General features: G+C 71.5%; 5 protein-coding genes. 3 read left to right on the top strand and 2 right to left on the bottom strand.

Features of this window, described 5'->3' with window-relative positions; genetic code table 11:
• The first annotated feature begins 372 nt into the window (after nucleotides 1-372).
• Nucleotides 373-1659, top strand: a complete 1287-nt coding sequence (locus ACWBNA_RS08775) for an MFS transporter (RefSeq protein ID WP_482703668.1) — start codon at nucleotides 373-375, stop codon at nucleotides 1657-1659.
• Entirely contained in the window at nucleotides 1619-12646 is an 11028-nt protein-coding gene (locus ACWBNA_RS08770; protein WP_482703667.1) for an amino acid adenylation domain-containing protein, read from the top strand. Before ACWBNA_RS08775 ends, ACWBNA_RS08770 begins: the two co-directional genes overlap by 41 nt.
• 52 nt (nucleotides 12647-12698) lie before the next feature.
• On the opposite strand, the gene ACWBNA_RS08765 is transcribed toward ACWBNA_RS08770, so the two are convergent.
• On the bottom strand, nucleotides 12699-13559 hold the full coding sequence (locus ACWBNA_RS08765; RefSeq protein ID WP_482703666.1) for a DUF1963 domain-containing protein: 861 nt from the start codon (nucleotides 13557-13559) through the stop codon (nucleotides 12699-12701).
• A gap of 134 nt (nucleotides 13560-13693) precedes the next feature.
• Nucleotides 13694-14143 (bottom strand): ribosomal maturation YjgA family protein, encoded by a 450-nt coding sequence (locus ACWBNA_RS08760; RefSeq protein WP_482703665.1) that lies wholly within the window; start codon nucleotides 14141-14143, stop codon nucleotides 13694-13696.
• Between the two features lie 422 nt (nucleotides 14144-14565).
• Between ACWBNA_RS08760 and ACWBNA_RS08755 the strand changes: the two genes are divergently transcribed.
• A complete protein-coding gene (locus ACWBNA_RS08755) occupies nucleotides 14566-16542 on the top strand; it encodes a M20/M25/M40 family metallo-hydrolase (protein ID WP_482703664.1) in 1977 nt (658 codons plus the stop codon).
• Nucleotides 16543-16601 lie beyond the last annotated feature (59 nt).

The following is a 16601-nucleotide window of genomic DNA, read 5'->3' as shown; positions in this document are numbered from 1 at the left end:
CAGATGGTCGGTTGGTCGACTGGACGGCTGGGCCGGCTGGGCGGGCTGGGCGGGCTGGGCGGCCACGGCGCGCGCCACAGCTCCGCCATCTCCACCACCGCGTTCCCAGGCCGGCATCCGGCAGCCCATGAGCGCGCGGGGCAGTAGCGAGAACGCTGCCTTTTGTCGCGGCAGGAGTAAGCGGCAGGCGGAGGCCCACGGACGGCCTCGTGCCAGATGATGCTCGGACGGAACGGGGAGGGCACCGGGACGAGCAGCAGCCTTGGGCCGGAGCTGACGGGGATGGTGCCTGAGCTCACTACCTAGTGAAGTGTCTTCGACTGATCGGTGAGGAGCACAGTGGGGGGAGTGGACCGGCGGTTTCGTGCCCTTGTGGCAGCACACGCCGTGTCCGCCTACGGCAACTATCTCAACCTGATCGCCCTGAGCCTGTTCTCGTACGAGGTCACCGGTACCGCCTTCGGTGTGGGCGTGGTGATGGCGTTACGGCTGTTGTCCGGTGTCGTGGCCGGTCTCACCGCCGGGGCGCTGTCGACCAGGGTCACGCGCCGGACCGTGATGGTCGGCACGGATGTCGCCCAAGCCGCCGCCATGACCGTGCTGGCGCTCTGTGCCGCACGTACGCCGCTGTGGCTGCTCCTCGGCGCCGTTGTGGTTCTGGGCGCGGGGAACACGTTCTTCACCGTCGCCCTGCGCAGCGCGGTTCCGGTCATGGTGGGTCAGGAGGACCGAGGCCGGGCGAACGGGGTGCTTGTCACGGCACGGTCCTTCGCCACGGTGCTCGGCTTCGCCTCGGCGGCGCCGATCATCGGTTTCGGTGGCCATGCCGCCGCGTTCGCCGTCAATGCCGCGAGCTTCGTGGCGTCCGCCGTGGCGGTGTTGGTGCTGCGGCCGCACACGGACGACGCGGTGAGCGACGTACAAGGCGACGCACATGCGCGATCCGACGGCCGCGGGAGCGACGTGCATCCGCCTCGTCCGCCACGCGGCGCGCGCCTGCGGCCCCGGGTTGCGGGCGTCTCCGGTCTCGTGCTCGGCATGATCATGCTCCGGGGCGTCGACGCCCTGGCGTCCTCGTCGCACAACGTTGCCCTGCCCGTGGTCGCGCACGCGAGCGCGCCGTCCGATCCGGCGGTGTTCATGACCCGGTTCTGGGTGGCGTGGGCTGTAGGCACCCTCCTCGCCCATCAGGTGCTCAAACGCAGGCGGGGAAAGGCGGTGCGGGGCGAGCACCTGTTCGCGGCCGGCACCTGCGTGATGTCGCTCTGCTTCGTGACGGCGTTCGCGGGACTGCCCGCCGCGGCGCTGATGGCGGCGGCCTTGGCGGCGGGCTTCGCGGACGGCTGCACCGAGATCGTCTACATCTCACGCCTGCAGGAGGCTCCCGACCGGCAGCGGGGCCGACTGTTCGGCCTGTCCGCCACAGCGGAGACGACAGGTTTCGCGCTGGGCACGGTGGCTGCCGCGGCGGCTCTCGAGGCACTGCCCGCCCTGGCCGTCGTGGCCGCCTTCCACGGTGCCGCCATGTGCGGGGCAGTGCTGCTGTTGCTGTTCACCACAGTCCGCGGCGACACGGGCGCGCGGTCATCCACCAGGGAAAACGAGAGAGGGGACACGCATGGAACTCGTACGGGGGCAGGCCCTCTGCAGGGGTCCTGAGCCGGAGTACACCGATGACGATCCGCGTGACGCGGTGCAGGCGCTGCTGCGGGCCGCGGACTCCGCCTCCGGAGCCGCCGTCATCACGGTGAACCCGGACGGATCCACGGTCTCTCGGTCGTATCCCGAGCTGTTGTCACAGGCTCGGCGGCTGCTTACGGGGCTGCGGGAGCACGGGCTGCGCACCGGCGACACGGTGGTGCTGTGCGGGCTGCCGCTGGACGAGTTCTTCCCCTCCTTCTGGGCCTGTGTCCTCGGTGGCGCCCGGCCCGTGGCCGTCGCGGAGCACCCCGCCCCGGGCTCCCCGGCGCTGGAACGCCTGCGCCACGCCTGCGCGTTGCTGGACCGGCCGCTGGTACTCAGCGACGCGGCCGGTGCCAAGGCGCTGACGGGGACCGTGCCCGAGCTGCGGGTCGTGGTCGCACAGGACTGCGTGGCCGCCACGCCCGCGGACGGCCACGCCGAGCCGGCCGGATCCGACACCGCGCTGCTGATGCTGTCCTCCGGCAGCACGGGCGTCCCGAAAGCCGCCCGGCTGACGCACGCCGGTCTGGCGGACTTCGCCGCGAGCACCCGGCGGATCCTGGACGTGCGCCCGGACGACACCATGGTGAACTGGCTGCCGGTCGACCACAGCGGCGCGTTCCTGCTGTATCACCTGCTCGCGGTCTTCGCCGGATGCACCAACGTGCACGCACCGACCGAGCTGGTTCTGGCCGATCCCCTGCGCTGGCTCGACCTCCTCGACGAGCACCGGGCCCAGCACAGTTGGGCGCCGACCTTCGCCTACCGGCTCGTCGTGGACGCTCTCGCCGAGCGGTCGGGCCGTTCCTGGGACCTCAGCGGCGTCAAGTCCCTGCTGTGCGGGGGCGAACAGATCGTGCTGCCGGTGCTGCGCCGCTTTCTCGACGCGACCGGCCCGTACGGGATCGAGGAGGGGCACATCGTTCCCGTTTGGGGCATGGCCGAGACGGTCACGGCGGTCACATACGGCCGGCTCGACCGGCCGGGCACCGTGCACCGCCTGCTCAAGAGCAGCTTGAGCGGTGACCTCACCCGCGCCGACGAGCGGACACCGGAAGACGAGTGCGTCACCTTCGTCGCGGCCGGAGCGCCGGCGCACGGAGTGACCCTGCGCATCGTGGACGACCGGGGAGAACTCGCGGCCGATGGCAAGATCGGCCGGCTCCAGGTGCACTCGCCCGCCCGCCTCACCCCCGGCTACGTGAACAACCCGGAGGCGGACGCCGCCGCCTTCCCCACCGAGAGGGACTGGCTGGACACCGGTGATCTGGCCTTCCTCGACAGCGGCCAGGTCGTGATCACCGGCCGACGCAAAGACGTGATCATTCTCAACGGGCTGAACGTCTACTGCCACGAGGTGGAGGAGGCCGCCACTGCCGTCGTCGGCGTCCGACAGGGGGAGGTGGCCGCCTGCGGCATACCGGATTCCGACAGCGGCACCGAGGGACTGGCCGTGTTCTTCGTGAGCCGCGGCGCGGACGACGACGCGCGCATCGCGCGGGAAGTGAGGGCCGCCCTGTACGCCCGACTCCGCCTGACCGCCGCACACGTCCTGCCCGTCCCGCACCAGGATTTCCCGAGGACTCCCGCGGGCAAGGTGCGCCGTACCGAACTCCGGGACCGGCTGATCGGCGGCAGGTTCACCGAGGAAGCCGCCCCGCGCGCCGACGTCGACGAAGTGACGCGAGCGGCGAGGGAGCAGGAGATGACGCGGGTGGTGCGGCAGGAGACGGCCGCCGTGCTGGGGCGTCCGGCAGACCCGCACGTGCCCTTCTACGAACTCGGCCTGACCTCCCTGCTCCTCGTACGCCTGCGCACTCGCCTGGAGGAGCGGCTCCGGACACGGATCGCCCAGACCGCGTTCTTCGAACATCCCACGGCCGCCGCGCTCGCCGCACAGCTGTCCGCCAGGGCACAGGAAGAGCCCGCGCCCGCCGACACACGCCCGGTGGACATCACCTCCGGACCCCCGACCGATCAGCGCATCGCGATCATCGGCATGTCGCTGCGCTTCCCGGGCGCGGACTCAGAGGAACGGTTCTGGGCCAACCTGCGCGACGGCGTGGACAGCGTCCGGGTCTTCGGTGAGGAAGAGCTCGCGGCGGCGGGCCTGTCCCCGGAGCAGCGACGCGCGCCCGGCCTCGTCCCCGTTGGCGGAGTCCTCGACGGGGACGACGAGTTCGACGCGGACTTCTTCGGGATGAGCCTCAGCGAGGCGCGGCTCACCCACCCCGCGCACCGGTTGTTCCTGGAATGCTGTCACCAGGCGCTGGAGGACGGCGGCCATGCGCTGGCCGAACCGGGCACCAAGGTCGGGGTGTTCGCCGGAACGGGCATGAACCTGTATGACCACCAGCATCCGGGCGCGGCCGGTGCGCCCTACGACGGCACGGACCCGGCCACCGCCATGCAGACCGCGATCGGGCAGCAGCCGGACTTCCTCGCCACCCGGGTCGCCTACCGGCTCGGGCTCACCGGCCCGGCCATCGGCGTGCAGACGGCTTGCTCCACCTCGCTGGTGGCCGTGCACCTCGCGGCCCAGGCCCTGCTGAGCGGCGACGCCGACCTGGCCCTGGCGGGCGCCGCGGCCGTGCACCTCCCCCAGGCGACCGGCTACCGCAGCCACCCCGGGTCCATCCTGTCGCCCACCGGCCGCTGCCGGGCCTTCGACGCCGAGGCCGACGGCACCGTCGGCGGCAACGGCGTGGCCGCCGTCCTGCTCAAGCGCCTCGACCGCGCACTGGCCGACGGCGACACGGTACACGCGGTGATCCTCGGCTCCGCCGTCAACAACGACGGCGCGGGCAAGGTCGGCTTCAGCGCGCCCGGTGTCGCGGGGCAGGTCGAGGTCGTACGCCAGGCGCTGCGCAGGGCGGCCGTACCGGCCGACACCATCTCGTACGTGGAGGCGCACGGGACCGGCACGCGCCTCGGCGATCCGGTGGAACTGGAAGCTCTCGGCAGGGCTCTCGGCGAGGACACCCCGCACACCGGCTTCTGCACGGTCGGCTCCGTGAAGCCGAACATCGGGCACCTCGACAGCTGCGCCGGAATGGCGGGACTGATCAAGACAGTCCTCATGCTGCGGCACCGCACCCTGGTACCGACGCCACACCTGACCCGCGCCAATCCCGAACTCTCCCTCGAGGGCGGCCCGCTGACACTGGCCACCGAGCTGAAGCCGTGGCATACACCGGACGGCGTGCCGCGCCGGGCCGGGGTGAGTGCCCTCGGTGTCGGCGGCACCAATGCCCACGTGGTGCTGGAGGAAGCGCCGCCCACGCCGCTCCGGCCCGCACCCCAACTGCCCGTCCTGATCCCGGTGTCGGCCCGCGACCCCCAGGCACTGGACGAACTCACGGACCGGCTCCGCGACCAGCTGCGGCAGCGGCCGGAACTCGCGGCCGCGGACGTGGCCGCCACCCTGGCGTTCGGCAGGCCCCACCGTACGGCTCGGACCACGGCCGTCGGCCGCACGGCCGAGGAACTCGCCCAGACCCTGGAGGACACCCGCACCCCGGAGGAGCAGCCGCCCGCGCCGCTCGGTCCACTCGCGTTCGCCTTCCCGGGCCAGGGGAGCGCCCGCCCCGGCATGGCGAGCGGCATCTACGCGGCGTATCCCGCCGCCCGACGGGTGCTCGACCGGTGCGAGGACCTCTACGCCACCGAGTTCGGCGGCACCCTGCTCCCACTCCTGCTGGACGAGCCGGATGACGCGCGGGCCGAGCGCCTTGAGGTCGCCGAGGGCCTTCTCGGCGGCGACGCGGTGCGGCCCGGCGCCGGTGTGGGCGGTGTGGGCGACCAGGCATCCGGCGACGGCGGTCCGGACGAGCCCGACTCCGCACCCGGCATCTGGCCCACCGAGACCGCCCAGGCCGCCCTGTTCGCCCATCAGTCGGCGCTCGCCGAGGTATGGCGCGCCGCCGGCATACGTCCCGCGCTGCTGCTCGGCCACAGCGTCGGCGAGTTCGCGGCCCTGTACGCGGCCGGAGCCCTGACGCTCGACGACGGGCTGCGGCTCACCGCGTGGCGCGGGCGCCTCATGCACGAAGCCTGCCCACCCGGCGGCATGCTCGCCCTGCGCGCCGACACGAGGACCGCACAGCGCATCGCCAAGGCCGCCGGGGCCGAGCCGGCCGCGGTGAACGGACCGCGTGCCCAGGTGATCTCCGGCCCACCCCAGGCCCTGGAAGAGGCGGCTCGTCTGCTCGACCGCGAGGGCATACGGTGGCAGGCGTTGCCGGTCGACCGGGCGTTCCACTCGGCCTCGATCGAGCCGGCGTTGCGGGAATTCCGTTCCCATGCCGAGAAGGTGGCCTACAGGCCGCTGCACACCCCGTTGGTGACCACGGTCGACGGCGAACTGCGCCCCGCGGGCTGGACCATCGACGTCGACCATCTCTGCCGCCAGGCGCGGCAGCCGGTTCGCTTCGACCTCGCCGTGGCCGCCGCGTCGGAGCATGGCTGCGAGGACTTCCTGGAGATCGGCACCGGCGGCATCCTCACCGGCCTCGGTCGGCACTGCGCGCCCGCGAGCCGCTGGCTGAACGGGCAAGGTACGGGAACCCGGGCAGCCGACCAGGTACACGGGCTCCTGACAGCACTCGGTTCGCTCTACCGCAGGGGAGCCGAGCCGGAGTGGCATGCGGTCAACACCAGCCAGGGAGGCAGGGTGCCGCTGCCGGGGCATCCGCTGCGGCGGCGTCCGGTGGCCTTCAGCGCCACGCGGTCTCCCGATCCCAAGCCCGGGCCCAAGCCCGAGTCCGTGCCCGTGCCCGTGCCGGGCCGTCTGGCAGCTCCGGAAGCGTCGGTCATGCCGGAGGCATTCCTCGACGTTGTCAGGGAGTTGACGGCCCAGAAGCTCGGCGGCGAGGCCACTGACGTCGCTCCTGACCGCTCCTTCTTCGAACTGGGCGCGGACTCGCTCTCCCTCATGGGCATGACGACGGAGCTCCAGCAGCGGTACGGCGTCCGCATTCCGGTCCGGGACCTGTTCGACGCGGCCGACACGCCGCGCAAGCTGGCCGAGCACCTGGCGCGCACACGGAGTACTACGCACGAGCTCGCGGATCCGACACCGGTCCGGCCACCGGAAGCGGCGTCGGCTCCGACCATGACCTCGGCACCGAAGCCGGCACAAGCCCTCGCACCAGCGCCCGTAGGGACGCCGACGGCCGAAGGGACGCCGACGGCCGAAGGGACGCCGACGGCCGAAGGGGCACCGACAGCCGAAGGGGCACCGACAGCCGAAGAACCCCCCGCACTCCACGAGCTGTTCGGGCAGCAGCTGAGGCTGGCGCAGCACCTCGTCGACCAGGTGACCGGGGTGATCTCCCGCCAGCTCGATGTTCTCGGGCACAACGCCCGGCCGTCCGCCGCCCCGGCACCGACGCAGTCCCCCGCAACGTCCCCCACACCGGTGCCGGCCGTGACACCGGCTCCGGCTCCGACTCCGACTCCCGTACCGGCGACCTTCAAGCCCGGTGCGCCGGCGCCTGCTGCCGGATGCGACTTCAGCCTGTACTTCTTCGGCGACTACCCCGACGACACGGGCGCCGACAAGTACGGATTGATCATGGAGGCGGCGGAGTTCGCCGACCAGCACGCCTTCCATGCGCTGTGGTTCCCGGAGCGCCACTTCAACTCGTTCGGCGCGCTCTTCCCCAACCCGTCCGTGCTCGCCGCGGCCCTGGCGGCCAGGACCAGTCGTATCCGCTTGCACGCGGGGTCCGTCGTACTGCCGCTGCACCATCCCGTCCGGGTCGCCGAGGAGTGGTCGGTCGTCGACAACATCTCCGGCGGCAGGGCCGGCCTCTGTGTCGCGAGCGGCTGGCACGCCACCGACTTCGCGCTCGCCCCGCAGAACTTCGGCCGCCATCGGGAGGTGATGTACGACCAGTTGAACACCGTGCGCCGACTCTGGTCGGGGCAGTCTCTCGCGACAACCGCGGGTGATGGTCAGCCGGTCGAGATACGGCTGCAACCCCGTCCCGTGCAGGAGCAACTCCCGCTGTACGCGGCCGTGGTGGGCAATCCGGACAGCTACCGTCGGGCGGCCGCCGAGGACCTGGGTGTGGTCACCAACCTGATGACGCAAACCGTCGAGCAGCTTGCGGAGAACATCGCGCTGTACCGGCGCACCCGCGCCGAACACGGACTCGACCCTGCGGCGGGCCGAGTGGTGGTCCTGGTGCACACCTATCTCGGCGACGACGCCGAGCGTGCGCGGGCCGACGCGTACCGGCCGTTCGTGTCGTACCTGCGTTCCTCACTGTCCCTCTTCGACCAGGTCACCAACAGCCTGGGGTTCGAGGTCGACTTGGACAACACCCCCGACGACGACGTGGAGTTCCTGCTCAGTCGGGCATACGACCGCTACTGCGCCTCACGTGCCCTGATCGGCGACGAGGACACGGCCGCCGAGACCGTGCGCCGTCTGGTGGAGGCCGGAGCGGACGAGATCGCCAGCTTCGTGGACTTCGGTGTGCCCGCGGACAAGGTCCTGGCCGGGCTGCCGGTGCTCGACCGCCTCCGCCGCCGCGCGCAGGACGGGACGACGCCTCGGCAGGCACCCCCCGTCCCGCGGCGGATGCCGCTGTCGCCCGCGCAGCGCCGCATCTGGTTCCTTGAGCGACTGACGCCGGGAACCAGCATGTACCACGAGCCCAAGGCCATCCGACTCGACGGCGCCCTCGACGTGCCCGCGCTCCAGCGGGCGCTGCAGTACGTCGCAGACCGGCATCCGGCACTGCGCACCGTGTTCGGCGACCAGGACGGAGAGCCGTACCAGGAGATACACGACCGCGTACCGATCGACTGTCCGGTCGAAGACCACACCGGTGCGACGGAGGAAGAGGCGCTGCGCGCCGCGCTCAAGACCGAGGGGCGCCGGATTTTCGACCTGAGCACCGGGCCGCTGGTCACGGCCCGGCTGCTCCGCCTGTCCGAGGAACGGCATCTGCTCTTCCTGCTGGCCCACCACATCGTCTTCGACTCCTCCTCCACGGCCGTGCTGGCCCGTGACCTCGCCGCCTGCTACCGCGCCCGGCCGCAGGGCGACCCCGTGCTGCCGCCCCTGCGCCAACTGGCCCCGGCCGACGAGTCGGATGCCGCCGAAGTCTCCGCCTCCCTCGACTTCTGGCGGCTTGAGCTCGAGGGCGCTGCGGACATCGACCTGCCCACCGACCGGCCTCGCCCACCCGTCAGGTCGGGAGCGGGAGCGAGTCTGACCCACGAACTGGACGGCGAACTCACCAGCAGGTTGCGCACGTTCGCCGCCGCGCAGCGCGCCACTCTCTTCATGGCGCTGACGGGTGCCGTCGGAGCGGTGCTCGGCCGGTTCGCCGGACAGGAAGACGTGGTGCTCGGCACCGCGGTCGCCGCCCGCCCCGCCGGCGCCGACCATCACGTCGGCCTCTTCCTCGACACCGTGCCGCTACGCCTCGACCTCACCGGCGACCCCACCTTCCCGGCGCTGCTGCGCCGAGTGCGCGACGGCAGCACGGCGGCGTACGAGCACCGCGGCGTACCCTTCGACGAACTGGTGGGCGCGCTGAACCCGCGACGGGACCCGGGCCGCAACCCGCTGTTCCAGGTGATGGTGGAGTACGAGAACGAGGGCGAGGTGGACTTCGACCCGCCCCGGCTGACAGCCGCGCTGCTCGACGTGCCGAGCGCTCGCGCCCCCTTCGACCTCAGTGTCTATCTGACACACCACCGCGACGGCATTCGGTTCATGGTCGAGTACGACACGGCCCTCTTCGACGAGAGCACCGTGCGTCGCCTCGTGGAGTACGTGGAGCAGGTGCTGCGCCGCGTCCTCGACGCACCCGACACGCCACTCGGCCAACTGACCGCCGTCACCGACGCCGACCGCACGGACCTGGCCGGGCTGGGCCACCTGGACGAGCCGCCGACGGCCGACGCACCGGACACTCTGCACGGGCTGTTCGAGCGGCAGGCGCTCCGGACACCGGACGCCGTAGCGCTTGTGGCCGGGGAACAGCACGTCACCTACGTGGAGTTGAACTCGCGGGCGAACCGGCTGGCCCGCCAACTGAACTCCCGGGGCGCTGCACGCGGAGAACGCGTGGCGGTGCTGCTGCCGCGCGGCCCTGAGCTGATCAACGCCCTGCTGGGTGTGCTCAAGAGCGGGGCCGCCTACCTGCCCCTCGACCCGGGCCTGCCCACCCCCCGGCTCGCTGCGCTCATCGACGACGCCGGCCCCATGCTGCTGCTCACCTCCGAGTCGGCTCTCGCGCGCCATCCGGCACTCGGGCGACGCCTGCCCGTGCAGTTGGCGGATCAGGTCGACGACACCCCCTCCGCCTCTCCCCTTCACCACGGGGCACGACCGGAAGACCCCGCGTACTGCATCTACACGTCGGGATCGACCGGCCGCCCCAAGGGCGTCGTCGTGCCTCACCGGGGCCCGGCCAACCTCGTCCGCGCGCACCTGGAGCGGCATCCGGCGCTGCGTACCCTGCAGTGGACCTCACCCGCGTTCGATGTCAGCGTGCAGGAGATCTTCACCACGCTGGCTTCCGGGGCCGCACTCGTACTGATCGACGACGCGGTACGACACGATCCCGCGGCCGTCGCACAGACGGTGCGCCGCTACGCGGTGGAGCGCATGTTCATGCCCTGCACCCCGCTGAAGTACCTGATCGAGACCATCCCCGAACTGCCCTCCCTGCGCGAGCTCTTCTCAGCCGGCGAGGCCCTTCAGCTCACTGACGCCTTCCGCCACTTCCTGGCCGCCCACCCGCGGTGCACGCTGTACAACCAGTACGGGCCCACGGAGACCTCGATCATCGTCACCTCGCACCGCGTCGACCCCGGCGGCGAGGAGTGGCCGCCGATCGGCACCCCGGTCCCGGGGGCACGGATCCTGCTGCTGGACGATGCCGGGCAGGAGGTGCCGAGAGGCGCTGTCGGCACCATCCATGTGGGCGGCGTTCCCGTCGCGTCCGGCTACCACGCCCGGCCCGCGGAGACGGCCGCCGCCTTCCTCGACGACGGCACGGGGACGGCGGTGTACCGGACAGGGGACCTGGGACGCTGGCGCACGGACGGCACCCTCCAGTACTGCGGTCGCGCCGACGACCAGGTCAAGATCCGCGGCCACCGGGTCGAACCCACCGAGGTCCAGACGGCGTTGATCGGGCTCCCCGGGGTCCGCGACGCAGCCGTCGTACCCCGCCGTGACCCGCACGGCGATGCGGAACTCGTCGCCTACGTGGTCCCCGCGACAACGGAGTTGGACGTGCGGGCACTGCGCACCGAGCTGTCCGCCGAACTTCCGGACCACCTGGTGCCTCGCCGCTGGGTGCGCCTGGAACGGCTCCCCGTGAGTTCCTCCGGCAAGCTGGACCGGAACCAGCTGCCCGAACCCGCACCCGACGAGACCGGGGAGGCGGACGCCCCGCCCGCAAGCCGGCTGGAGAAGTCGCTGCACGAACTGTGGTGCGACGAACTCGGCGCGCACCATTTGCCCGTGAACAGGTCCTTCTTCGAACTGGGCGGCCACTCCCTGAGCGCGATCCGGCTGCTGCACCTGATGGTCGATCGCCTCGACGTCGAACTCTCCATGGCCGACTTCTTCCTCGATCCGACCATCCGGGGCGTCGCAGCACGCTGCGAACGGTCGTCAGCCACGGACCGGGTGGTGGACACCGTGCCCATGACCTCCACACTGCGGCGCCTGTGGCAACGCCACCACGAGCGCGCCGACCCGAGCGTCTACAACGTCGCCCACCGCATCGACCTGCGCGGCGACCTCAACCCCGACATCCTGGCGCGTGCCCTGAAAGACCTGGTGGACCGCCATCACGCGCTGCGCAGCAGGGCGGTACGCCGTGACGGGCAGTACCTCGTCGAGGTCCTGGCCGAGGTGCCCGTGGACCTCCCGGTCACGGATCTGTCCGAACACCCTGACGACGACGCGTTCGTCGAGCGGTGGTGCCGGGACCACGCATCCCGCGCCTTCGCCCTGGACCGCGCGCCGCTGTTCCGCTTCCGACTGGCACGGCTCGGCCCGGACCGCTGGGTGCTGGTGACCGTGTTCCACCACGCGGTCTGCGACGGCTGGTCCATGGGCGTCATCCGGCGTGAACTCCAGGAGCTCTACAACGTCCGGCACAAGGGCACCGGCACCGGCACTGTGCCTCCGCCGCCCGCCGTGCAGTTCACCGACTGTGCACGCGCGGAACACCAACTGAGCGGCGAACGCCGGGAGCGGCTCGAGCGGTTCTGGCGCACCGAACTCGACGGCGCACCACTGCGCCCCGCACTGCCTTATGACCGGCCGCGACCAGAGGCACTCTCCGGCCGCGGGGCCTTGCACACCTGGGTCATCGACGGCGACATACCCCGTCGGGTCGCGGACGTCGCCGTCCGCCTGGGCGCCACCCGATACACCGTGCTGGCCGCCGCCTTCGCCACCTGGCTGGCCGGTGTGTGTGGCGAGCCCTCGGAGGTGGTACTGGCCGCGTCCAGCGCCAACCGCATGCGCGCCGAGCGATCCGAGGTGGTGGGCCTGCTGGGTGACGCCCTACTGCTACGCGTCCGGCTCGACAAGGCCGACACCTTCGCCGAGGTTGTGGCGCAGCTGGCCTCGACACTCTTCACCGCGCTCGATCACCAGGAACTGCCGCTGACAGAAGTGGCCGAGCTGGTCTCTCCCCGAACCGGAGACGCGTTGTTCCCCACCGTGCTGTTCACCGTGGTCACCACGCCTCCGCCCGTTCTGGACCTGCGGTCGGTGGCGGCCTCGGTACGCGCTCTGCCCACGTCCGGCGTGGCACGCAACGAGCTGTACGTCGTCCTGGAACCCCGGGACGAGGCCATCACCGTCACCTTCGAGTACTCCACGGACCTGTTCACCCCTGCCACCGTCGAAGAATGGGGCAGGGACTTCACGCGACTCCTGGCACAGGCCACCAAGGATCCGGAGCACCCCTGACAAAGCCGAAGCCGACAGGATCCGGCGGCACCGCGGCCGCCGGATCTCACCATCAGGGGTTCCAGAAAACCGAGGTGAACGCGCGGTCGAAGCGCCGTGCGGCCAGGTCCTCGCGCTGGATCACCCAGTGGACGGTGGCGCTCTCCCAGCCCTGCACGTCCATGCCGGCATGCCAGTCGGCCAGGAGTACCCAGTCCGCGACGTCACCCGAAACCGGCCCGTCCCACCCGCCCCCTTCCGCCGCTCTCACCGCACGGGACACGGCAACGGCGACCGGATCGGTGTAGACGGCCTCCTCATCGGCGTACCCCCCGATCTGCAGCGGCGCCGCGGGGACGATGGCCTCGTGGGTGCCCTGCCAGACCTTGACGAGTTGCTCGGAGCGTGGATGCCCCGGAAGCGGGCCGCTCCCCGGCTCCCCGAGGAATTCGACCGCGTGGTGGTAGGGCAGCGACACGCCGGCCGTCGCCCGCAGCGAGCCCTGGGGGAACGCCTCGAACATCGCCTGATAGTCCTCGAAGTCGAAGGAGTTCCAGGCGTTCTTGTCCCGTTCCGTCACAGCCGTGTCGGCGGGGACGTACACCACGCTGCCCATGGTTTCGTAGTCGTCGGCGGTCTCGGGGAAGGCGAACAGCAGCAGATGGCCGTCGGGAGGCAGGGGCAGGTCCGTCGCGTCGGCGGGCAGGGCCGCGAGGTCGAGGGAGGCGACGAAGGGGTGGGCCGGGTCCGGGACATCGGCCGGAAGCAGCAGCGGACCACCGAACCGGCCCACGACCGGGCCGTCCCCGTCCCGCGTCAGCGCCGCGCAAGGGCGAGCGGTGCCCAGCCACCGCTCCACGTCGTCGACGGGTATGTCCCGCGCGATCGCCTCCTCACGGAACGGACGTAACAGGAGCCACATCTCAGGAGTCATGGGCACACCCTAGGCACAGTCCGGGACGACTCAGACGTTGATCACGCCGAACTGCAAATGATGCGTACATCGCGTGTCCGGCCGGCTCGTAGGCAGCGCAGTCCTGCGGATCGCCCCAGCGAGGAAAGAGGGCTTCAGTCGCGCGCCGTCGGACGGCCTGACAGGAAGGAGCCCACCGCGGTGTGGACGAGCCAGCCCGCCGCCGCGCCCACTCCGTACCAGAACAGGTCGGGTGGATTGAAGGTGGAACCGAGCACGAGGCGGGCGACAGAGCTGCGCTCGGCGAGCTCCGCCGGCACGTCGCTGAGCTGAAGGAACTCGACCACCCAACTGACCGCCAGCGCGCTTCCGGCGGCCGTCACAGGCCTTACGCGTGGCACGATCAGAACAACAAGCGTATGGACCAGGACGGTGTACAGCGCGTCTCCGCCGTACTTCGCCACGTCACCTGCCGCCACCGCTCGGAGCCCCAGGCCCACACCGACGGTCACCACCGCAGCCGCGGCAGCCACCAGACGGGTCCGTACTGGATCGGCGACGGCGGCGCCGACGCCACGGTCGCCGGTTCCGCGGATGAGGGTCATCAGGTCATCCTGCCGGATGTCCGGTGGCCGGCGGGAGCGGTCCGGTACGGCCCACCACATCCTGAAGCTCCATGCGAGCGCCGGCTGAAGGCGGCGAATGTTTTCCTCGCGGGCGCAGACATCCACGCCCTGACCGCCGCGCGACCGCGGACAGCTCTCCAGGCTCGTATTTCCTTCAACTTTCGGAAGTTGATCGGCATTCGCCTGTTGATCCCGGGATGCGAACGCGCATCCGCAGGCGGACGATGGAGTGACCGGGAGCCCGTGCCAGGAGTGAAGTCCGTGGGGGCGGCCGGCCTGCGCGGGACCGTTCACGGTTCCCCTCTCGCGGTTCCCCTCGTTCTCGAACGGCCGTTGCCGCCCTGGACGTTCACTCGGTCACCTGCCGATTCCGGACCGGTTCACTTCGTGGAGGCACCCCGATGCCCGTGCTCTTCTTCGACATAGGAGCGACCCTGGCGGATGCCCGGGAGGAGGCGGACGGTTCGCTGGTGTTGCTGCCGCGACCTCGCGTCCTCGCCGTGCTCGACGCCTTCCTCGACGTACGCAAGGGAGTCATCTCCAACCCGGGCTCAAGTGCAGGTGCCGCGGAGCGGGCCGCGTCAGCCCTGCGGCAGTCGTTCCCCGGCCGGTTCACGGACGACGCGCTCATCCAATGGGGCCCCAAGAACAGCCGGGCGATCTTCGACGAGGCGGTCGCCGGCACGGCGGGCGAAGGGATGCCTGCCTCCGCAGCCGGCGAGTGCGTCTTCGTGGGCGAGGACCACCAGGAGCGCGCGTTCGCCCGACAAGCCGGACTGCGTACGGCGGCCCACCCCGTGTTCACCGGCGCCGCCCTGGAGAACCGTCCCGTCCTCTGGGCGCGGATCGAGCTGCCCGAGGACCGAGGGCTGCCCGCACTGGAGACGGTCGCGAACCAGAACGAGGTCGTTCCCGTCCACATCGCCTCGCCGCGGCTCGTGCTGGCCATGGCGAGCATGCGCGGGGCCGCTGCACTCGAACAGGCCGGGTTCACGGTCGACCTGCGGGGGCCGGTGGAGGACACGGCGGCCTTCCTGATCCGTGACGACCGCCCCCTCGCCTCCGGCCTGGGCTTCGCGGGGGCCCCGGACAGGGCGACGACACGCGCCACGTCCGCTTTCGGCGTCGTCGCCGACGAACTCGCCGGCTTCACGGCCCCGCCGCTCCTCCCCCTGGGCGCCGCGCCGGGCGGTGTCTACGTCGCCGCGCCCGCCGGCGCCCCGATCGAGGACGTCCACCTGCCGGGCGCGAAGCCCGGCCACACCGAGCGTCTGCTTCCGGACCCGGCGCTCCTCTCCCGCCCCGGAGACGCACGGGCGCAAGGACTCGCCACACGCCCTACGGAAGGTCCGGCGGAGCCGGGCCCGCGCGCGTCGGCAGCCGATGACGGCCGTCCCTCCCCGGAGACGATCGCCGCGATACGGGCGGCCGTGACCCCCCAGGTACTGCGCGGCCATGTCGCGCGCATCTCCGGTGTCGAACCGCTCAGAGACGGCGAAGGGCTGCTGGTGCGCAGCCGTGACGCGTCCGCCGCGGACAACCCCCGAGTCGTCGAGGCGCTCGCGGACCGCTTCCTGAACCTCGACCTGCAGGTACGACTGCACCGGTTCCGGTGGCGCGGACGCCAGTTGTTCAACGTGGAGGCCGAGCACCGCGTGGCCGGGGCGGACTCCACCGTTCTCATCACCGCGCACATGGATTCCACTGCCTCCAGCGGTGAATTCGTCGACGAGAACGGCGACCCGCGCCCCTACGACCCCACCGTGGACCCCGCACCGGGCGCCGACGACGACGGCAGCGGAACCGCCGCCGTCATGGCCGCGGCCGAGTGCCTGCACCACGTGCTCGCCCAGGGCAGGACACCGACCCGGAACGTGCGCTTCGTGCTCTTCAACGCCGAGGAACAGGGCCTGGTCGGCAGCAAGTTCTACGCACGGGCCGCCGCCGCGGCGGACGACCGCATCGCCGGTGTCTTCCAGATGGACATGATCGCGGGTCGGCGGCAGGGCAGCGCCCCCACGCTCGAGATCCACGCCGGTTCCTCGGTGCCGGGGCCGGTCGTCGTCGCATCCGACACGCTGGGCGCGCTCGTCGCGGACACCGTTCCCGCCATCGACCCCGCGGTGACGGTCCAACAGCTCACGGGCCCCTCCGATCCGGCGGTCGGACGGAGCGACCACACCAGCTTCCACGAGCGGGGGTGGGCGGCCGTCGCCGTCACCGAGGACATTTTCGCTCCGGACGGCGGGCCCGGTACGGGCACCAGGCAGTACCACACCCCGGGAGACACCCTCACCGACGAGGATCACAACCCGGAGTTCGCGGCCACGGTGGCCCGCACCGTCACGGCGACCGCTCTCACCCTCGCGGGCCTGTGACCCACAAGGCAATCGTCATGACACCACGGCGTGGGGTAGTCGGCGAGGCCGACCGCGCT

This window comes from Streptomyces sp. Q2, from assembly GCF_056820935.1.
Note: the sequence above shows the minus strand (reverse complement) of the source record. Positions and strands in the feature narration are given on the sequence as shown.

What these genes read in the sequence shown, in the direction of transcription:
- ACWBNA_RS08770 (WP_482703667.1), top strand. Translation starts at nt 1,619, where the DNA reads ATGGAACTCGTACGGGGGCAGGCCCTCTGCAGGGGTCCTGAGCCGGAG.
- ACWBNA_RS08765 (WP_482703666.1), bottom strand. Translation starts at nt 13,559, where the DNA reads ATGACTCCTGAGATGTGGCTCCTGTTACGTCCGTTCCGTGAGGAGGCG.
- ACWBNA_RS08760 (WP_482703665.1), bottom strand. Translation starts at nt 14,143, where the DNA reads ATGACCCTCATCCGCGGAACCGGCGACCGTGGCGTCGGCGCCGCCGTC.
- ACWBNA_RS08755 (WP_482703664.1), top strand. Translation starts at nt 14,566, where the DNA reads ATGCCCGTGCTCTTCTTCGACATAGGAGCGACCCTGGCGGATGCCCGG.